The organism is Enterobacter sp. RHBSTW-00593 (assembly GCF_013784105.1).
GTDB lineage: Bacteria > Pseudomonadota > Gammaproteobacteria > Enterobacterales > Enterobacteriaceae > Enterobacter > Enterobacter ludwigii.
Map to the genome: position 1 here is coordinate 682,194 of NZ_CP056393.1, position 20,039 is coordinate 702,232.

Annotated in this window: 17 protein-coding genes; 8 read left to right on the forward strand and 9 right to left on the reverse strand. The window is 55.1% G+C overall.

Features of this window, described 5'->3' with window-relative positions:
• Positions 1 to 5: 5 nt before the first annotated feature.
• The 3 genes from HV242_RS03310 to HV242_RS03320 are packed head-to-tail and all read right to left on the reverse strand — an operon-like array spanning position 6 to position 2,683.
• Positions 6 to 500, reverse strand: coding sequence for a PTS system mannose/fructose/N-acetylgalactosamine-transporter subunit IIB (locus tag HV242_RS03310; protein ID WP_059306836.1), 495 nt, complete (start codon positions 498 to 500; stop codon positions 6 to 8).
• A 9-nt stretch (positions 501 to 509) separates the two neighbouring features.
• On the reverse strand, positions 510 to 938 hold the full coding sequence (locus HV242_RS03315; RefSeq protein ID WP_025205457.1) for a PTS sugar transporter subunit IIA: 429 nt from the start codon (positions 936 to 938) through the stop codon (positions 510 to 512).
• Positions 939 to 940: 2 nt separating this feature from the next.
• On the reverse strand, positions 941 to 2,683 hold the full coding sequence (locus HV242_RS03320) for a class I mannose-6-phosphate isomerase (protein ID WP_063858369.1): 1,743 nt from the start codon (positions 2,681 to 2,683) through the stop codon (positions 941 to 943).
• 188 nt (positions 2,684 to 2,871) lie between these two features.
• On the opposite strand from HV242_RS03320, the gene HV242_RS03325 reads away from it, so the two are divergent.
• From HV242_RS03325 to folA, 8 genes are all read left to right on the forward strand, one after another.
• The gene (locus HV242_RS03325; RefSeq protein ID WP_020882554.1) at positions 2,872 to 3,879 is read left to right on the forward strand and encodes a LacI family DNA-binding transcriptional regulator; all 1,008 of its coding nucleotides are present in this window, start codon (positions 2,872 to 2,874) and stop codon (positions 3,877 to 3,879) included.
• Between the two features lie 133 nt (positions 3,880 to 4,012).
• Positions 4,013 to 4,834: a 4-hydroxy-tetrahydrodipicolinate reductase gene (gene dapB, locus HV242_RS03330; protein WP_104440465.1), complete on the forward strand. Its 822-nt coding sequence runs from the start codon at positions 4,013 to 4,015 to the stop codon at positions 4,832 to 4,834.
• Positions 4,835 to 5,288: 454 nt separating this feature from the next.
• The gene (gene carA, locus HV242_RS03335) at positions 5,289 to 6,437 is read left to right on the forward strand and encodes a glutamine-hydrolyzing carbamoyl-phosphate synthase small subunit (RefSeq protein ID WP_044867537.1); all 1,149 of its coding nucleotides are present in this window, start codon (positions 5,289 to 5,291) and stop codon (positions 6,435 to 6,437) included.
• 18 nt (positions 6,438 to 6,455) lie between these two features.
• A complete protein-coding gene (gene carB, locus HV242_RS03340) occupies positions 6,456 to 9,680 on the forward strand; it encodes a carbamoyl-phosphate synthase large subunit (protein WP_050737503.1) in 3,225 nt (1,074 codons plus the stop codon).
• Positions 9,681 to 9,818: 138 nt separating this feature from the next.
• Positions 9,819 to 10,052: a YgdI/YgdR family lipoprotein gene (locus HV242_RS03345; protein WP_010427047.1), complete on the forward strand. Its 234-nt coding sequence runs from the start codon at positions 9,819 to 9,821 to the stop codon at positions 10,050 to 10,052.
• A 105-nt stretch (positions 10,053 to 10,157) separates the two neighbouring features.
• The gene (gene kefF, locus HV242_RS03350) at positions 10,158 to 10,688 is read left to right on the forward strand and encodes a glutathione-regulated potassium-efflux system oxidoreductase KefF (protein ID WP_020882557.1); all 531 of its coding nucleotides are present in this window, start codon (positions 10,158 to 10,160) and stop codon (positions 10,686 to 10,688) included.
• The gene (gene kefC, locus HV242_RS03355) at positions 10,681 to 12,546 is read left to right on the forward strand and encodes a glutathione-regulated potassium-efflux system protein KefC (RefSeq protein WP_020882558.1); all 1,866 of its coding nucleotides are present in this window, start codon (positions 10,681 to 10,683) and stop codon (positions 12,544 to 12,546) included. The genes kefF and kefC overlap by 8 nt, the downstream gene beginning before the upstream one ends.
• A 114-nt stretch (positions 12,547 to 12,660) precedes the next feature.
• Entirely contained in the window at positions 12,661 to 13,140 is a 480-nt protein-coding gene (gene folA, locus HV242_RS03360; RefSeq protein ID WP_008502023.1) for a type 3 dihydrofolate reductase, read from the forward strand.
• Between the two features lie 39 nt (positions 13,141 to 13,179).
• Here folA and apaH read toward each other — a convergent pair whose 3' ends face one another.
• The 6 genes from apaH to lptD are packed head-to-tail and all read right to left on the reverse strand — an operon-like array spanning position 13,180 to position 19,909.
• Positions 13,180 to 14,028 carry a bis(5'-nucleosyl)-tetraphosphatase (symmetrical) ApaH gene (apaH, locus tag HV242_RS03365; RefSeq protein ID WP_014168593.1) on the reverse strand — a complete coding sequence of 283 codons (849 nt, stop codon included), beginning with the start codon at positions 14,026 to 14,028 and terminating at the stop codon, positions 13,180 to 13,182.
• A gap of 4 nt (positions 14,029 to 14,032) precedes the next feature.
• The gene (apaG, locus tag HV242_RS03370; RefSeq protein ID WP_014168594.1) at positions 14,033 to 14,410 is read right to left on the reverse strand and encodes a Co2+/Mg2+ efflux protein ApaG; all 378 of its coding nucleotides are present in this window, start codon (positions 14,408 to 14,410) and stop codon (positions 14,033 to 14,035) included.
• A gap of 3 nt (positions 14,411 to 14,413) precedes the next feature.
• On the reverse strand, positions 14,414 to 15,235 hold the full coding sequence (gene rsmA / locus HV242_RS03375) for a 16S rRNA (adenine(1518)-N(6)/adenine(1519)-N(6))-dimethyltransferase RsmA (protein ID WP_014168595.1): 822 nt from the start codon (positions 15,233 to 15,235) through the stop codon (positions 14,414 to 14,416).
• Positions 15,232 to 16,218, reverse strand: a complete 987-nt coding sequence (gene pdxA / locus HV242_RS03380) for a 4-hydroxythreonine-4-phosphate dehydrogenase PdxA (RefSeq protein ID WP_020882559.1) — start codon at positions 16,216 to 16,218, stop codon at positions 15,232 to 15,234. Before pdxA ends, rsmA begins: the two co-directional genes overlap by 4 nt.
• Positions 16,218 to 17,504, reverse strand: coding sequence for a peptidylprolyl isomerase SurA (gene surA / locus HV242_RS03385; protein WP_014168597.1), 1,287 nt, complete (start codon positions 17,502 to 17,504; stop codon positions 16,218 to 16,220). The genes pdxA and surA overlap by 1 nt, the downstream gene beginning before the upstream one ends.
• Positions 17,505 to 17,557: 53 nt before the next feature.
• On the reverse strand, positions 17,558 to 19,909 hold the full coding sequence (gene lptD, locus HV242_RS03390) for an LPS assembly protein LptD (protein ID WP_063858371.1): 2,352 nt from the start codon (positions 19,907 to 19,909) through the stop codon (positions 17,558 to 17,560).
• Between the last annotated feature and the right edge of the window lie 130 nt (positions 19,910 to 20,039).

Sequence of the window (20,039 nt, forward strand, 5' to 3'; positions counted from 1 at the left end):
GCTCCTTATTTCAGTTTTTGCCGGGCGTCCTGCCAGCTGTAAAAACTGGCATCGGGTACCAGACGAAACTCAATGGCATGCCCCTGTTCAGTCAGCCAGTCAAAGGCTGCTGCCTCCTCTGGCGTTACGGACTGATTAGGGCCAATGGTGGTGGTGTTGGCGCGGGCACTCATTGGCCCGACGTTAATTTTGCCATTGCCGTTCTTCAGGCTTATGCCTGCCTGTTCAAGACGTTGCAGGGTGACAGGCGATTTGCCAAGCACGAAGTAACGCTTATCGCTGGCAATCACTTTCGGCAGCTTTTCGATGGCGGTCAGGGTATCGAACAGCCACACTCTGGTATCTGACACCGCGCCTTTCATTACCGACGAGAGCAGCGGATCGGCCGCGACGGCATCGTCAATTGCCACGATGCCATCACAGGGCAGCTCTTTGGCCCAGCGTGTGACGAGCTGCCCGTGGATCACCCGGTCGTCAATACGTACAAACGAAATGCTCATATAAGCTCCTTAGAAATCGTCGTTCTGGGCGGATTCCACCCGTTTTGCCTGAACCAGGGTGGGCTGCGTTAATTCGATGAGCTGCGCGGCGGCGGCATGGACATCCCGGGCCATCAGGATGTCGTCGGTGAGCAAGAGCATGGGGAAGTTAACTCCTGCCACCACGGCGACCGGCGGATGCGTCTGGGGATTAAACGCGTATTCACAGGCCACATTCCACGGTGTTCCGCTCTGCATATCGCACAGGACGACGATGCCGTCTGCGCCCGCACCTGCGCGGTGGTATGCCGCAGCGAAATCACGGCGAAACCCCGCTATGCCAGCCTGTGCATTCAGACATACCGCCTGTCGATGAGGGAGATCGCCATACACCATTTTTCCGCTTTCCAGCAGGGCGGTGGCCAGCGGGCCGTGTGTCGCCACAATAATGTGAATCATGGTTAACCTCTTACCCAGGCTTTAATGGTGGCAATGGATTTACCGCAGCTCGGTCCTGACGGAGAAATACGGTATTCGCCTGCGTCAGCGGGGACGATAAACGTTTCTGCGTAGTGCACGACGAACGGGGCGAATGCGCCGCCGGGGCTGTCTACCGTCGCCTCTTCACCTTCAACAAGATTAAGGACATTCACGCCTCCGTGGGGGGAGTGCGTTACCGGTTCATTGAACCAGTGGCGACGCGTTTCGATGAATTCACGTTCGTGAAGCCCGGTCCGCTCTTCGCGCCAGCCGATGCCTTCGCCGAGGGGTTCACACTGATTCACAAGATGCTGTTCGACCCACTGCGTATCGCGTTGCCAGTCGATCACCTTTTCGCCATGCGCCAGATGAACCGGGCGGGGTTGTCCATCCATTCCCAGCCGTCCCCAGTCCCAGAGCTTGAAGGTAAAAATGTAAGGCGTGGCGCTGATCTCAAGTACCACGGTTCCTGCTCCAGAACAGTGAACCGTACCGGCGGGGATCAAAAAATGATCGTGCTTGTTCGCCGCAAGATGATTGACGAAGCGGGCGTCGTCGAACGGCTTTTCACCGCGGCTGGCCCGTCTGAGGTCGTCCATCATCGCTTCGGGCCGGGTACCCGTTCGGGTCCCCAGATACACCTGAGCCCCTGGCTCTGCCTCAAGGATGTAATAGCTCTCATCCTGGGTGTAATGCATACCAAAATGCTGCTGTATGTACTCCGTGGTCGGATGCACCTGAAAACTCAGGTTCTGCCCGCCGAGGGTATCAAGCAGGTCAAAGCGGATGGGAAATTCCGCGCCAAAACGGGCATGCACTTTTTCACCCAGCAGCGCCCGGGGGTGCAGCAGCACCAAATCCTGAGAGGGGATCTCGATCCGCACCGCGCCGTAACGAAGCAACAGGCTGTTTTCCTCGGGCACGCAGTCAAAACACCATGCGTAGTTAGGCGCAGAGGGATCGAGATCGAATTTCTGTTTCATCCATTGTCCGCCCCAGATGCCGGGGTCGAAAAAGGGCACTACACGAAAAGGACGTTGAGTGGTGTGTTGCAACCCGGCGCGCAGCGCATCGCCGCCGACCATCGCCGGATTATCCGCCTGGGTGGTATCCAGGAGATAATTAGTACGCCGTAGCAGCGGGGTTTTGTGACGATCGAATACGCGCCATTCAATGAAAAAGGCGCGTTTGTAGCGACGCAGAATATCCTCGTGTTGGTTCGCCGCGCCCCAGTTAGCCAGTTCACCGCTGCGCATGCGCTGCTGGATCTCCCAGCGCGGTAAATCGGCGTAGACCAGAATATCGCCTGCATTAACCAGCGCGGCACCCGGCCCGTAAATAACGATTATCCCTTCGCGGCACCGTTCGACCTGCGCCTGCAACGCCTCGCGTTTCACCGGGTCAATGAATTCGTCGAGCTGGTGGCAGGAGAGCACGCCGAAGACGCGGTCGTCAGTGAGATGTCGGGCCAGCAACCGGCTTAAAGCGTGTTCGTCAAGACGCATCCGTTCGGCATTGAGCGTCAGCGTGGCCCCCAATGCTGGCAGCAGTTTTGTCTCCAGTTCCTCCAGCCTGACGCCGGGGTAGCAGTCAATGACCAGCACGGTTCGTGTATATTGACCCGCTCTGCGGGTAAGCTCGCGCACAATCGCGTCCCAGCCCTGCCAGGCACAATCGTCATACCCCTCTACTGCGACTTCCGGGAATTTATCGTAAGTTGCCATCTTTTCTCTCCGTCTTCGTTGCTTAAGGTTATTCGATTAACCTTGTTTGGGAAGGGTGATTAACGCGATTAACCCGCCAGTTCTGGCGATAAGTGGCGAAAAGGCGGCCATTATGTGAAGAGGCTCACGCGCAAAAGTGCAAAATTGAGGTTATTCGATTAATCTGATGTGAACGACAAGGAGCGATCATGACGGGTATCACGCTGGCTGATGTGGCAAAACGCGCCGGGGTTTCAACCGCCACCGTATCAATGGTGCTGTGTAATAAAGGGCGGATCTCGCAACGGACCCGGGAGCGCGTACTTCAGGCGCTGGATGAATCGGGCTATGTTTACAATCAGACGGCAGCCAACCTGCGAAACCGCAGCAGTAATCAGGTGGGGCTCCTGTTGCATGACATCACGAACCCTTTTTATGGCGAAATGACGGCAGGTCTAAGCCATGAGATGGAACGCCACGACCTTCTGCTGTTTCTGGCAAACAGCGAAGAGTCGTCCGAGCGACAGCAAAAGTTTGTGGATTCGCTGATGCGTAACAACGTCTGTGGCATGGTGCTGTGTGCCGCGCGAGAAACCCCGCAGGCCTTTTTCGATGGTCTTAAGCGACGCAATATTCCGGCAATTATGGTCGTGCGACCGCTAAACGATCCGGACTTTGATTTTGTGGGAACCGATAACTTCCTTGGCACCCAAATGGCGACAGAGCATCTTCTGAGGATGGGGCATCGTCAGATTGCCTTTATCGGCGGTAGCCTGAATTCGGGGTCTCGCGCTCAGCGTATCGGCGGATTTACCAGTAAATTATTGGAGTATGGTGTGACGCCGAATCCCGAATGGATCGTCACCTCACAGGCAAGCCAGAGTGATGGCGCGCGCGTGGCGGAAGCGTTGTTGATGAACCATCCGCAGATTACCGCGGCAGTGTGTTACCAGGACATTGTTGCCCTTGGCGTTATGCAGTGTTTACGCAAAATGGGACGCGAGCCGGGACGCCATTTTGCCCTGGTGGGCTTTGACGATATTACCGAGGCCGGGCTGGTACAGCCTGCACTGACTACCGTCTCCGTTGCCGCGAAGGAGATAGGGCGTAAGGCCGGCGAGCTTCTTTTCAGCCGGATACAGGGGAACCGGGAGCCGGCGAAACGCATTATTTTACCGCCCGCGCTGGTGGTCCGCGAATCGTGCGGTTTTCGCTGAAGATTATGCCTTTTGCTGATATTTCTTCCTGTTTATCATTAAATTCTAATTATCGTCGTTTTCAGTTGGCAGCATCTGCAAAGGCTGGTTAATCTGAAAACGGTTTACATCATTTTAACGTAAGAGAATAACTATGCATGATGCACAGATCCGTGTCGCCATTGCGGGCGCGGGTGGACGTATGGGTCGCCAGCTGATTCAGGCGGCACTACAGATGGATGGCGTGGCACTGGGCGCGGCGCTGGAGCGTGACGGTTCATCGTTGCTTGGCGCTGACGCGGGTGAGCTGGCGGGCGCGGGTAAGACAGGCGTTACCGTGCAGAGCAGCCTGGAGGCGGTAAAAAATGACTTTGATGTGTTCATCGATTTTACCCGTCCGGAAGGCACGCTCACGCATCTGGCATTTTGCCGTCAGCACGGTAAAGGAATGGTGATCGGCACCACCGGTTTTGATGATGCCGGGAAGCAGGCCATTCAGGATGCCTCACACGAGATTGCGATTGTCTTCGCCGCAAACTTTAGCGTGGGGGTGAACGTCATGCTGAAGCTGCTGGAGAAGGCAGCGAAGGTCATGGGCAGTTATACCGACATTGAGATTGTTGAAGCGCACCATCGTTATAAAGTCGACGCGCCATCCGGTACGGCGCTGGCGATGGGGGAAGCGATTGCTCATGCACTGGATAAAGATTTGAAAGACTGCGCGGTCTACACCCGTGAAGGGCACACCGGTGAACGTGTTCCCGGCACGATTGGTTTTGCTACCGTCCGCGCGGGCGATATCGTCGGCGAACATACGGCGATGTTCGCCGATATTGGGGAACGCGTCGAGATTACGCATAAGGCATCCAGCCGGATGACGTTTGCAAATGGCGCTGTACGCTCCGCCTTGTGGTTAAAAGGCAAGGGAAATGGTCTTTTTGATATGCGAGATGTGCTTGATCTCAACAATTTGTAACCGTTATTACCCATCGTGATGTGGTTATTGCAGTCGTAATGCTTTGATTGCATAGGGCAATATTTTATTGCCCTTTTATTTTATGTGTTTCATAGTAATTTTATTAATTTGCACACTAAAATTCATCTCTTCCACGTGTTTTGTGTTATCTGAATGTAAATTTTGACCGTCTGGTCCACTTTTTGATGCCACGAAGCGGTCTTTCCCATTAAACTTGCCGCGCAAGCGTTTCCCGCAGTGATTTACCTGATCTTTTTGCCGCTTAAGCTCTCCTGGCTCTCTCAGGCTCGCAAAAGAATATGACAAATCTCCGTTTTAAGTTGACTTTTAGCCACCAAATCCCCAGAATGCCGCCGTTTGCCAAAAATCCGCTGGCAACACATTTGCATTGATTCATGACGCGGTTATGAATTAATATGCAAATAAAGTGAGTGAATATTCTCTGGAGGGTGTTTTGATTAAGTCAGCGCTATTGGTTCTGGAAGACGGAACCCAGTTTATCGGTCGGGCCATAGGGGCAACGGGTTCGGCGGTTGGGGAAGTCGTTTTCAATACTTCAATGACCGGTTATCAAGAAATCCTCACTGATCCTTCCTATTCTCGCCAAATCGTTACTCTTACTTATCCTCATATCGGCAATGTCGGCACCAATGCTGCTGACGAAGAATCCTCTCAGGTACATGCGCAAGGCCTGGTCATTCGCGACCTGCCGCTGATTGCCAGCAACTACCGCAATACCGAGGACCTCTCTTCCTACCTGAAGCGCCATAACATCGTGGCGATTGCTGATATCGATACCCGTAAGCTGACGCGTCTGCTGCGCGAGAAGGGTGCACAAAACGGTTGTATCATCGCAGGAGATAACCTCGATGCAGCCCTGGCGCTGGAAAAAGCGAAAGCTTTCCCGGGTCTGAACGGCATGGACCTGGCGAAAGAAGTGACCACAGCAGAAGCCTACAGCTGGACGCAGGGAAGCTGGACGCTGGCGGGAGACCTGCCGGAAGCGAAAAAAGAGAGCGACCTGCCATTCCACGTGGTGGCGTACGATTTTGGTGCCAAGCGCAACATCCTGCGTATGCTGGTCGACCGCGGCTGCCGCCTGACGGTCGTCCCGGCGAAAACCTCTGCTGAAGAGGTACTGAAGATGAATCCGGACGGTATCTTCCTGTCCAACGGTCCTGGCGACCCGGCACCGTGCGATTACGCTATCGACGCCATCAAATCCTTCCTGGAAACCGATATCCCGGTATTCGGCATCTGTCTGGGTCATCAGCTGCTGGCGCTGGCGAGCGGTGCTAACACAGTGAAGATGAAGTTCGGTCACCACGGTGGGAACCACCCGGTGAAAGATATTGATAACAACACGGTAATGATTACGGCACAGAACCACGGCTTCGCAGTGGATGAGGCGTCAATGCCTGCTAACCTGCGCGTGACCCACAAGTCTCTTTTCGATGGCACCCTGCAGGGGATTCATCGTACCGATAAGCCAGCGTTCAGCTTCCAGGGCCACCCTGAAGCCAGCCCGGGCCCGCACGATGCCGCGCCGCTGTTCGATTACTTCATCGAACTTATTGAGCAATACCGTAAGACCGCTAAATAATCAGGAGCCGAGAAGACCATGCCAAAACGTACAGACATAAAAAGCATCCTGATCCTTGGCGCTGGCCCGATTGTGATCGGCCAGGCCTGCGAATTCGACTACTCCGGTGCCCAGGCGTGTAAAGCCCTGCGCGAAGAGGGTTACCGCGTTATCCTGGTGAACTCTAACCCGGCCACCATCATGACTGACCCGGAAATGGCAGATGCAACCTACATCGAGCCGATTCACTGGGAAGTGGTACGCAAAATCATCGAAAAAGAGCGTCCGGACGCGGTTCTGCCTACCATGGGCGGCCAGACGGCGCTGAACTGCGCGCTGGAGCTGGAGCGTCAGGGCGTGCTGGAAGAGTTCGGCGTGACCATGATTGGTGCGACAGCCGATGCCATTGATAAAGCTGAAGACCGTCGTCGCTTCGACGTGGCGATGAAGAAAATCGGCCTCGACACCGCGCGTTCCGGTATCGCACATACCATGGAAGAAGCGCTGGCCGTGGCGGCTGACGTTGGTTATCCGTGCATCATCCGTCCATCCTTCACCATGGGTGGCACCGGCGGCGGTATCGCCTACAACCGCGAAGAGTTCGAAGAGATTTGTGAACGCGGTCTGGATCTCTCCCCCACCAAAGAGCTGCTGATTGATGAATCGCTGATTGGCTGGAAAGAGTACGAGATGGAAGTGGTGCGTGATAAAAACGACAACTGCATCATCGTCTGCTCCATCGAAAACTTCGATGCGATGGGTATCCACACCGGCGACTCCATCACCGTAGCGCCAGCCCAAACGCTGACCGACAAAGAGTATCAAATCATGCGTAACGCCTCGATGGCGGTACTGCGTGAAATCGGCGTAGAAACGGGTGGCTCTAACGTTCAGTTTGCCGTGAACCCGAAAAACGGTCGCCTGATTGTTATCGAAATGAACCCGCGTGTTTCTCGCTCCTCCGCGCTGGCCTCGAAAGCCACCGGCTTCCCGATTGCGAAAGTGGCCGCGAAACTGGCGGTGGGATATACCCTCGATGAGCTGATGAATGACATCACCGGTGGCCGCACTCCAGCGTCCTTCGAGCCGTCCATCGACTACGTTGTGACCAAGATCCCTCGCTTTAACTTCGAGAAGTTCGCCGGCGCAAACGACCGTCTGACCACGCAGATGAAATCTGTTGGCGAAGTGATGGCGATTGGGCGTACTCAGCAGGAATCCCTGCAGAAAGCGCTGCGCGGTCTGGAAGTGGGGGCCACGGGTTTTGACCCGAAAGTGAGCCTGGAAGACCCTGAAGCGCTGACCAAAATTCGCCGCGAGCTGAAAGACGCAGGCGCAGAGCGTATCTGGTACATCGCCGATGCGTTCCGTGCGGGCCTCTCTGTTGATGGCGTGTTCAACCTGACCAACATCGACCGCTGGTTCCTGGTGCAGATTGAAGAGCTGGTACGTCTGGAAGAAAGAGTCGCGGACCTGGGTATCAATGGCCTGGACGCTGACTTCCTGCGCGTACTGAAGCGTAAAGGCTTCGCCGATGCGCGTCTGGCCAAAATGGCGGGCGTACGTGAAGCGGAAATCCGCAAGCTGCGTGACCAGTATGACCTGCACCCGGTCTACAAACGCGTGGATACCTGTGCAGCGGAGTTCGCGACCGACACCGCTTACATGTACTCCACGTATGAAGATGAGTGTGAAGCGAATCCGTCCGTCGACCGCGACAAGATTATGGTGCTGGGCGGCGGTCCTAACCGTATCGGCCAGGGCATCGAGTTTGACTACTGCTGCGTTCACGCCTCCCTGGCACTGCGCGAAGACGGTTACGAGACCATCATGGTCAACTGTAACCCGGAAACCGTGTCGACCGACTACGATACCTCCGACCGCCTCTACTTTGAGCCGGTAACGCTGGAAGATGTGCTGGAAATCGTGCGTATCGAGAAGCCTAAAGGCGTTATCGTGCAATACGGTGGCCAGACCCCACTGAAACTGGCGCGCGCGCTGGAAGCCGCAGGTGTGCCGGTAATCGGTACCAGCCCGGATGCAATCGACCGTGCAGAAGACCGTGAACGTTTCCAGCAGGCGGTTGACCGTCTGAAGCTGAAACAGCCGGCCAATGCCACCGTCACCGCGATCGAGATGGCTGTTGAGAAGGCGAAAGAGATTGGCTACCCGCTGGTGGTACGTCCTTCGTACGTGCTGGGCGGCCGCGCGATGGAAATCGTCTACGACGAAGCTGACCTGCGTCGCTACTTCCAGACGGCAGTGAGCGTGTCCAACGATGCGCCGGTTCTGCTCGACCGTTTCCTCGACGATGCCGTTGAAGTGGATGTGGATGCCATCTGTGACGGCGAAATGGTGCTGATTGGCGGTATCATGGAGCACATCGAACAGGCAGGTGTTCACTCCGGTGACTCCGCATGTTCCCTGCCAGCGTACACCCTGAGCCAGGAAATTCAGGACGTGATGCGCCAGCAGGTGCAGAAGCTGGCCTTTGAACTGCAGGTTCGCGGTCTGATGAACGTCCAGTTCGCTGTTAAAGACAACGAAGTCTACCTGATTGAAGTGAACCCGCGCGCAGCACGTACCGTACCGTTCGTATCCAAAGCTACCGGTGTTCCGCTGGCGAAAGTGGCGGCGCGCGTGATGGCGGGCCAGACGCTGGCACAGCAGGGCGTGACGAAAGAAATTATCCCACCGTACTACTCGGTGAAAGAAGTGGTACTGCCGTTCAACAAATTCCCGGGCGTCGACCCGCTGTTAGGGCCAGAAATGCGTTCTACCGGGGAAGTGATGGGCGTGGGCCGCACCTTCGCAGAAGCGTTCGCGAAGGCGCAGTTAGGCAGTAACTCCACCATGAAAAAATCTGGCCGTGCGCTGCTCTCTGTTCGCGAAGGCGATAAAGAGCGCGTGGTTGACCTGGCGGCTAAGCTGCTGAAACAGGGCTTCGAGCTGGATGCAACCCACGGCACGGCCATTGTGCTGGGTGAAGCGGGCATTAATCCGCGTCTGGTGAACAAGGTGCATGAAGGTCGTCCGCACATTCAGGATCGCATCAAGAATGGCGAATACACCTACATCATTAACACCACCGCAGGTCGTCAGGCGATTGAAGACTCCAAGCTGATTCGCCGCAGCGCGCTGCAGTACAAAGTGCATTACGACACCACCCTGAACGGTGGTTTCGCCACCGCGATGGCACTGAACGCTGATGCCACCGAGAAGGTGATTTCCGTTCAGGAAATGCACGCTCAGATTAACAAGTAAGCCAACATACCCGGCAGTATTCGCTGCCGGGTATTATTCCCACCTTCAGAACCTTCTGGTTTTCCAACCGCATTCAGTCAGTTAGCCTAAAATGGTTAGGTCGATAACGAAATTCAACTGAGAGCAGGGGAAAACACCATGCAAAATAAACTTCTGATCGCGTCCGTTCTGGCTGCCACCGCCATGTTTACCGTTGCAGGCTGTTCATCTAATCAGGCAGTAAAAACCACGGATGGCCGTACGATAGTGACTGACGGTAAGCCGCAGGTCGATGATGACACCGGTCTGGTTTCCTATAAAAACGCCGAAACGGGTCAAACTGAACAGATCAACCGTGACCAGGTGAAATCCATGGGCGAACTGGATAACTAGTTCAGATTTCTGACGTTAGCCCGTCAATAATATTCACTATTAGCCTGTTGAATTACTGACTACACTCTTTTGGTAAAAGAAGGCAGTAAAACAACAGGCTAATTAATGATTCTGATAATTTACGCACATCCGTATCCGCATCATTCGCATGCAAATAAACGGATGCTTGAGCAGGTAAGGACGCTTGATAACGTAGAGATACGTTCCCTCTATCAACTTTATCCCGATTTTAATATCGATATCGCCGCCGAACAGGAGGCGCTCTCTCGTGCCGATTTAATTATCTGGCAGCATCCGATGCAATGGTACAGCACCCCTCCGCTCCTCAAGCTGTGGATCGATAAAGTCTTTTCCCACGGCTGGGCGTACGGCCACAACGGTCACGCGCTTAAAGGTAAAAGCCTGATGTGGGCCGTGACCACCGGCGGGGGAGAAAGCCACTTCGATATTGGTGCTTTCCCGGGCTTTGAGGTGCTGTCACAGCCGCTGCAGGCGACGGCGCTCTATTGTGGGCTGAACTGGCTCCCTCCTTTTGCGATGCACTGTACGTTCGTTTGCGATGATGAGACGTTGCAGGCGCAGGCACGCCATTATAAACAACGGTTACTTGAGTGGCAGGAGGCGAACAATGGATAGCCATACGCTGATACAGGCGCTGATTTACCTCGGCGCGGCTGCGCTGATTGTACCCGTGGCGGTACGTCTGGGGCTGGGTTCGGTGCTGGGTTACCTCATTGCCGGCTGTGTCATTGGACCGTGGGGCTTCCGTCTGGTGACCGATGCCGAGGCGATTCTCCATTTCGCTGAGATCGGCGTCGTGCTGATGCTGTTTGTAATTGGCCTGGAGCTGGATCCCCGGCGGTTATGGAAACTGCGTGCTTCGGTATTTGGTGGGGGAGCGTTGCAGATGGTGGCCTGTGGTCTGCTGCTGGGTGGGTTCTGTATCCTGCTGGGCATGGACTGGAAAGTTGCGACACTCATCGGCCTGACGCTGGCACTCTCCTCTACGGCCATTGCCATGCAGGCAATGAACGAGCGCAACCTGACGGTCTCTCAGATGGGGCGCAGCGCGTTTTCGGTGCTGCTGTTCCAGGATATTGCCGCCATCCCGCTGGTGGCGATGATCCCGCTGCTGGCCGCAAGCGGTGCCTCAACGACCATGGGGGCTTTTGCGCTTTCTGCGCTGAAAGTGGTTGGTGCCCTGGCGCTGGTTATTCTGCTTGGCCGCTACGTGACCCGTCCGTTGCTGCGCTTTGTCGCTCGCTCCGGCCTGCGTGAAGTTTTCAGTGCCGTTGCGCTGTTCCTGGTGTTTGGCTTTGGTCTGCTGCTCGAGGAAGCCGGCCTATCGATGGCTATGGGGGCGTTCCTGGCAGGGGTGCTGCTGGCCAGCTCTGAATATCGCCATGCGCTGGAAAGTGATATCGAGCCGTTTAAGGGATTATTGCTGGGGCTGTTTTTCATCGGCGTGGGGATGTCTATCGACTTTGGCACGCTGGTAACGCATCCGCTGCGGATCCTCATCCTGCTGGTCGGTTTCCTGGTCATTAAGATGGGCATGTTGTGGCTGATAGCGCGTCCATTAACGGTGCCCAACAAGCAGCGTCGTTGGTTTGCCGTACTGCTGGGGCAGGGGAGTGAGTTTGCATTCGTGGTCTTTGGCGCGGCGCAGATGGCCAACGTACTGGATGCTGAGTGGGCGAAAGCGCTGACGCTTGCCGTCGCACTGTCGATGGCCGCAACGCCTGTTCTGCTGGTGGTGCTGGCGCGTCTGGAAAAAACGGGTAGCGAGCAAGAACGCGAAGCCGACGAGATCGACGAGGAGCAGCCCCGGGTGATCATCGCCGGGTTTGGTCGCTTCGGGCAGATCGTGGGCCGTTTGCTGTTGTCGAGCGGGGTCAAAATGGTGATCCTCGACCACGATCCCGACCATGTTGAGACCCTGCGGAAATTCGACATGAAAGTGTTTTACGGGGATGCAACGCGTGTCGATCTTCTGGAGTCCGCCGGGGCGGCGAAAGCCGAAGTGTTGATTAACGCGATCGACGATCCGGAGACCAGCATGCAGATGGTGGAGCTGGTCAAGGAACACTTCCCCGAGCTGACCATTATCTCTCGCGCCCGCGATGTGGATCACTACATCCGGCTGCGTCAGGCAGGGGTGGAGGCGCCAGAGCGTGAAACGTTTGAAGGTGCGCTCAAGTCTGGCCGGATGGCGCTGGAAAATCTGGGGCTAGGGGCCTATGAAGCACGTGAACGTGCGGACCTGTTCCGCCGCTTTAACACCGAGATGGTGGAAGAGATGGTGGCGATGGCGGGCAGCACAGCCACCGAGCGTGCAGCGGTGTTTAAACGCACCAGCGCGATGCTGACGGAAATCATTAACGAGGACCGCAATCACCTGTCGCTTATCCAGCGTCACGGCTGGCAGGGCACGGAAGAGGGCAAGCATACCGGCGATCCGGCGGACGAACCGGAGAGTAAACCTTCCGCGTGAAGTGGAGTTGCCAGCAATATTAAAAAATTTCTCTATCTTTACTCAGCCGCCAGTCGACGAAAGATTAAGCTTTCCGTATAGTGGCGGCAATTTTTTGCATCCGGGAAATTTTCAATGATCAGTCTGATTGCAGCGCTGGCGGTGGACCGTGTTATCGGTATGGAAAATGCCATGCCGTGGAACCTGCCTGCCGATCTCGCATGGTTTAAACGTACTACGTTAAACAAGCCGGTAGTGATGGGCCGCCTGACCTGGGAGTCGATTGGTCGTCCATTACCGGGCCGTAAAAATATCGTTATCAGTAGCCAGCCTGGCACTGACGATCGCGTCGAATGGGTGAAGTCCGTAGACGAGGCCATTGCCGCATGCGGTAATGCCGAGGAGATCATGGTGATTGGCGGTGGGCGTGTGTACGAACAGTTCCTGCCGAAAGCACAGAAGCTGTATCTGACCCATATTGATGCGGAAGTGGAAGGGGATACGCATTTCCCGGACTACGATCCTGATGAGTGGGAATCTGTCTTCAGTGAATTCCACGACGCGGATGCGCAGAACTCCCACAGCTACTGCTTCGAAATTCTGGAACGTCGCTAAGTGAATGTCCCTCTCCCGTCCGGGGGAGGGAAATCATCATCAGGAGGCAACGGCCTCGTCTTCCCCTAAGTCCAGCTGTCGGTTGGATGGCTGAACAAAGTACGTTTTATCTTCCCAGCGCAAGCAGGTTAACTCTCCACCCCAGCAGCAGCCGGTATCGAGACCGTAGATCCCCTCCGGTGTGCCTTTTCCTTCAAGCGACGCCCAGTGGCCAAACACCACGTTATAGGCGTTGGTCACCGGACCGGGAATGGCAAACCACGGTTTAAGAGGCGCAGGGGCGCTTTCCGGTGTCTCTTTGCAATACATATCCAGCTGCCCGTTCGGGAAGCAAAAACGCATGCGGGTGAAAGCGTTCGTAATAAAGCGCAGGCGGGCCAGACCGCTAAGATCTTCGCTCCAGTGATTCGGCATATCGCCGTACATCGCGTCGAGGAAGAAAGGATACGAATCGCTTGCCAGCACCGCTTCAACGTCACGCGCACAGGTTTTCGCCGTCTCAAGATCCCACTGAGGGGTGATCCCGGCATGCGCCATGACCAGTTTTTTCTCTTCATCGATCTGCAGCAGCGGCTGGCGGCGTAGCCAGTTGATGAGAACATCCGCGTCCGGGGCATCCAGCAAAGGCGAGAGACGATCTTTGGGTTTGTTGCGACTGATCCCGGCAAAGACGGCCAGCAAATGCAGATCGTGGTTGCCCAGTACCATGCGCACGCTGTCGCCCAGTGATTTGACGAAGCGTAGAACGTCCAGCGAGCCAGGGCCACGCGCCACTAAATCGCCCGTCAGCCAGAGCGTATCTTGTCCAGGCGTAAAGTCGACCTGTTTTAACAATGCGATCAGTTCATCGTAGCAACCGTGAACGTCGCCAATCAGATATGTAGACATTAGATTAATGAATGAGTGTTGTAACGGCGAGACGGAACACAGGAATAGCAACGCGGAACACATTGCCATCGACGTCGACCATTTCGTAATGGCCCTGCATGGTGCCCAGCGGCGTTTCGATCACGGCACCGCTGGTATATTGATACTCTTCGCCAGGGTCGATGTGGGGCTGTTCACCAACCACACCTTCACCCTGAACTTCGATTTCGCGGCCGTTGCCGTTGGTGATAAGCCAGTAGCGCCCAAGCAGTTGCACAGGCATCCGCCCCAGATTGCGAATGGTCACGGTGTAAGCGAAGACAAAACGTTCTTCATCCGGTGAGGACTGGGATTCAACATAAACGCTTTGTACATGGACACATACGCGGGGCGAATCAATCATGGCTTAACTCTCCTTCGGCGGCGCATTTTCGCTGATGTAATTAGCCAGCTTACAGTACTGTTCTACGGAAATATTTTCTGCACGCATTGCCGGGTCAATACCCAACTCAGTCAGCACTTCAACGGTAAACAGATTGCCCAGGCTGTTACGGATCGTTTTACGGCGCTGGTTAAAGGCTTCCGTAGTAATGCGGCTCAGCACCCGCAGGTCTTTCACCGGGTACGGCATTATTTTATGCGGTACAAGACGCACTACCGCAGAGTCCACTTTTGGTGGTGGCGTAAAGGCGGTTGGCGGTACTTCGAGCACCGGGATCACGTTGCAGAAATATTGTGCCATCACGCTCAAACGACCATACGCTTTACTGTTCGGCCCTGCAACCAGACGGTTAACCACCTCTTTTTGCAACATGAAGTGCATGTCGGCAATGGCATCAGTATAGCTAAACAGGTGGAACATTAGCGGTGTGGAGATGTTGTACGGCAGGTTACCGAACACGCGCAGCGGTTGGCCCATTTTTTCCGACAGCTCACCAAAGTTCATGGTCATGGCATCCTGCTGATAAATCGTCAGCTTTGGCCCCAGGAACGGGTGAGTTTGCAGGCGTGCGGCGAGATCGCGATCGAGTTCGATAACGGTCAGTTCGTCCAGGCGTTCGCCTACGGGTTCAGTCAGAGCGGCAAGACCCGGGCCGATTTCGACCATAGCCTGACCTTTCTGCGGATTAATGGCAGACACGATACTGTCGATCACGAACTGATCGTTGAGGAAGTTTTGCCCGAAGCGTTTTCGGGCTAAGTGGCCCTGATGGACTCGATTAGTCATTGAGTATTAACAATCATTTTGATGGCGAGATTAAGCGCCGTAATAAAACTGCCGACATCCGCTTTCCCCTGGCCTGCCAGATCCAGCGCAGTACCGTGGTCAACGGACGTTCGAATAAAAGGTAAACCGAGGGTGATATTCACCCCGCGGCCAAAGCCCTGGTATTTTAGCACGGGCAGGCCTTGATCGTGGTACATCGCGAGCACGGCGTCCGCATTATCCAGGTATTTAGGCTGGAAAAGGGTATCGGCAGGCAACGGCCCGCTTAAGTTCATCCCTTTTGCCCGCATTTCTTCAAGCACCGGAATAATGGTGTCGATCTCTTCGGTTCCCATATGTCCGCCTTCACCGGCGTGCGGGTTCAGCCCGCAGACCAGCACATGCGGCTGTTTGATGCCGAATTTGGTTTGCAGGTCGTGATGCAGGATCCCGATGATCTCCCGTAAAAGAGACGGAGTAATGGCATCCGGAATGGCCCTGATGGGCAAATGGGTCGTCACGAGGGCAACGCGCATTGCTTCTGTCGCCAGCATCATGACCACTTTCGGGCTGTGTGAGCGCTCTTCAAAGAACTCCGTGTGCCCGGTAAACGGTATCCCCGCCTCGTTGATAACGCCTTTGTGCACGGGACCGGTGATCAGGGCGGCAAATTCACCCTTCAGGCAACCGTCGCAGGCACGCGCCAGCGTCTCTACAACATAGTGGCCGTTTTCGGTACTGAGCTGACCCGGGATGACGGGAGTACGAAGTGGAACAGGAAGAAGCGTAAGCGTGCCGGCTTGCTGTGGTGCAGGCTGCTGGCCTTCAACGTAGGGGATGAGCGTTAAAGGCAGACCGAGCAGCGTTGCCCGGTCTTGTAACAGTGTTGCATCCGCGCAGACAACCAGTTCCACCGGCCAGCTGCGCTGGGCGAGCTGGACAACGAGGTCAGGCCCAATCCCGGCAGGTTCGCCGGGAGTGATCACAACACGATGCTGTTTCATTAGTTACTCAGTACTTTCACATAAGCGCTGGCGCGTTGTTCCTGCATCCAGGTTGCTGCTTCTTCAGAGAACTTACGGTTAAACAGCATGCGGTAGGCTCTGTCTTTCTGCGCCGCGTCCGTTTTATCAACATTGCGGGTATCCAACAGTTCGATCAGATGCCAGCCGAAGGAGGAGTGCACCGGGGCGCTCATCTGGCCTTTGTTCAGTTTCATCAGTGCGTCACGGAACGCAGGATCGTAGATATCCGCGGCCGCCCAGCCCAGATCGCCGCCCTGATTAGCAGAGCCGGGATCCTGAGAGAACTCTTTCGCGGCATTCGCAAACGAGGTTTTTCCGCTCTTGATGTCTGCAGCAATCTGTTGCAGTTTCACGCGCGCCTGATCGTCAGTCATGATAGGTGACGGCTTGAGGAGAATATGGCGAGCGTGAACTTCGGTAACCGAAATATTCTGACTCTGACCGCGCAGATCGTTCACTTTCAGGATGTGGAAGCCCACGCCTGAACGGATGGGACCCACGATGTCACCTTTCTTCGCCGTGCTCAGCGCCTGAGCAAAGATGGAAGGCAGCTCCTGGATACGTCCCCAGCCCATCTGGCCGCCTTTCAGCGCCTGTTGGTCAGCGGAGTAGGTGATGGCCAGTTTGCCAAAGTCACCGCCGTTACGTGCCTGCTCGACAATCGAACGCGCCTGGCTTTCAGCTTCCGCAGCCTGGTCGGAGGTTGGGTTCTCTGGCAGCGGGATCAGAATGTGGCTCAGGTTCAGTTCGGTGCTGGCGTCATTCTGGTTACCCACCTGTTTTGCCAGCGCGTCCACTTCCTGAGGCAGGATCGTGACGCGACGACGGACTTCATTGTTGCGCACTTCCGAAATCAGCATCTCTTTACGGATCTGATTACGGTACGTTGCATAGCTGATGCCATCATAGGCCAGACGGCTACGCATCTGGTCCAGGCTCATGTTGTTCTGCTTCGCGATGTTAGCAATGGCCTGATCGAGCTGCTCGTCAGTGACCTTCACACCCATTTTCTGACCCATTTGCAGAACAATCTGATCCATGATCAGACGTTCCAGGATCTGATGGCGCAGGGTAGCGTCATCCGGAAGTTGCTGACCTGCTTCACCCGAATTGAGCTTCACAGATTTCATCAAACCGTCAACGTCGCTTTCGAGCACGACGCCGTTGTTAACCACAGCGGCGACCTTATCAACAACCTGGGGGGCCGCGAAGCTGGTATTCGCAACCATAGCGACACCGAGCAGCAGCGTTTTCCAGTTCTTCATACTTTTTCCATTTCAATTAACCGCAAAGCGGATTACGTTGCAAATTAAGCACATTACAAGGAACTGCGGTACGGCAGAATGTTCGAGCGCAGCATCTGCTGCGTGCCCAGGCCGTAGTTGGAGCTCAGGCCGCGCAGTTCGACATTAAAGCCAATCACGTTATCGTATTTGCCCTGTTCATTCTTGGTATCCCAGCCGTTAAGCTTACGTTCGTAACCGACACGCAGCGCGTAGCAGCAGGAGTTATATTGCAGACCAACCATCTGGTCAGCAGGTTTACTGGTATTGGTGTCAAAGTAGTAAGCACCGACGATTGACCAGCGATCGGCGATTGGCCAGCTCGCTGCGCCACCCACCTGCGAGATGCCGTCTTTGTACTGATCCGTATTCGCATAGTTTGGCAACGTGGCCTGAATATATTCCGGGCTGGCGTAACGATAGGTCAACTGCAGCATACGGTCTTCATCACGACGGTATTCAATCGCCGCACTGCTTGTCGCAACGTTGTTGAGACGCGTATCGTACTGCACACCCCCGCGTAAACCCCAGCGATCGGTCATACGCCAGTAAGTATCACCCGCCCACACCAGAGAACCCGTTTTGTTGTCTTTCTCCCAGTTAATGTCGTCATCACCGGTCCGGGACTCGGTGAAATAGTAGATTTGACCAACAGAAACGTTAAAACGTTCAACGGCGGCATCATCATAAACGCGCGTTGTGACGCCGGTCGTTAACTGGTTTGCTGACGCAATACGGTCGAGGCCACCGTAGGTACGGTCGCGGAACAGACCGCTGTAGTCAGACTGCAGGAATGAGGAGTCATAGTTCTGAATGTTGCTCTGATCGCGATACGGGACGTACAGATACTGCATACGTGGCTCAAGCGTCTGGGTATAACCCTCCGCCAGAAGACCCATATCGCGTTCGAAGATCAGTTTGCCGTCCATTTTGAACTGCGGCAGGACGCGGTTCACGGATTCTTCGAGATCGGTGCCGTAACGGGTGTTATACCAGTCAAGATTCTTCTGCTGGTAATGGGTGGCCATCAGTTTGGCCTCGGTATTCAGGCTCGACCAGTCATTTGACACCGGCAAATTGATGGTTGGCTCGAGGTGAACACGCGTGGATTCCGGCATATCCGAGTTGGTGTTAACGAAGTGCACGGCCTGGGCGTACACGCGGGTGTCAAACGGACCAACATCGTTCTGGTACCAGTTAACGTCCAGCTGCGGTTCTGCACCATAAGTGCTTCTCGTCTGGGTATCAAAGACCTGGAACTGCTTGGTAGAGACCGTGGCGTTGAAGTTCTGAATAGCGTATCCCACGCTGAATTTCTGCGTGGCGTAGCCATCGGTACTGGACCCGTATTTGGAGTCAAAGTCGTTGAAATAGTAAGGGTCGCTGACTTTGGTGTAGTCGACGTTAAACCGCCAGACCTGGTCCATCACCCCGGCATGTTTCCAGTAGAACAACCAGCGGTGTTTATCACCTTCTGTTGGATGCTCATCCTGGAAGACTTTATCCGACGGCAGATAATCCAGTTCCATCAGGCCAGTACCCGCCTGCGTCAGGTAGCGGAACTCGTTTTCCCACATAACGTTGCCGCGCTTATGGATATAGTGCGGCGTGATCGTGGCGTCCATGTTGGGCGCGATATTCCAGTAATACGGCAGATAGAACTCAAAGTAGTTCGTGGTGCTGTATTTGGCATTCGGGATCAGGAAACCTGAGCGGCGTTTGTCACCCACAGGAAGCTGCAGGTAAGGGCTGTAGAAAACGGGTACCGGACCGAGCTTGAAGCGGGCGTTCCAGATCTCGGCAACCTGCTCTTCACGGTCATGGATGACTTCACTTCCGACCACGCTCCAGGTATTAGACCCGGGCAGACAGGACGTGAAGGAGCCGTTTTCCAGAATCGTATAGCGGTTTTCACCGCGCTGTTTCATCAGGTCTGCATCACCGCGCCCCTGGCGACCTACCATCTGGTAATCACCTTCCCAGACGTTAGTGTCTTTGGTATTCAGGTTTGACCAGGCTTTCGGACCTTTCAGGATGACCTGATTGTCGTCATAGTGCACATTACCCAGCGCATCCACCGTTCGTACCGGCTCGGCCGCACCTTCCGGCTGCTTCTGGTGTAATTGCACTTCATCTGCCTGCAGACGGCTGTTGCCCTGGTTAATATCCACATTGCCAGTAAATGTCGCATTGTCAGGATATGTGCCTTTAGAGCTATCGGCAGTAATGGTTACCGGCAAGCTATTCGTATCGCCCTTTACCAGTGGACGATTATAACTTGGGACGCCAAGCATACACTGCGAGGCGAGATCGGCCGCCAGTCCCTGTTGGCTGTACAGGGCGGTGCCAATCATTGTGGCCAGGAGGGTGGGGATACGTTTTTTCATACGTTGTATTTTATTGTTCCGTCATCAGTGGCTACGGCTTACAAACGCTCAGAGACTATCTTACTCATCAGCGCAGTACCAGCGTTAATCCTGCCCGTTTGCGCGCCAGAGTGTTAGGCTCGCTATCGAA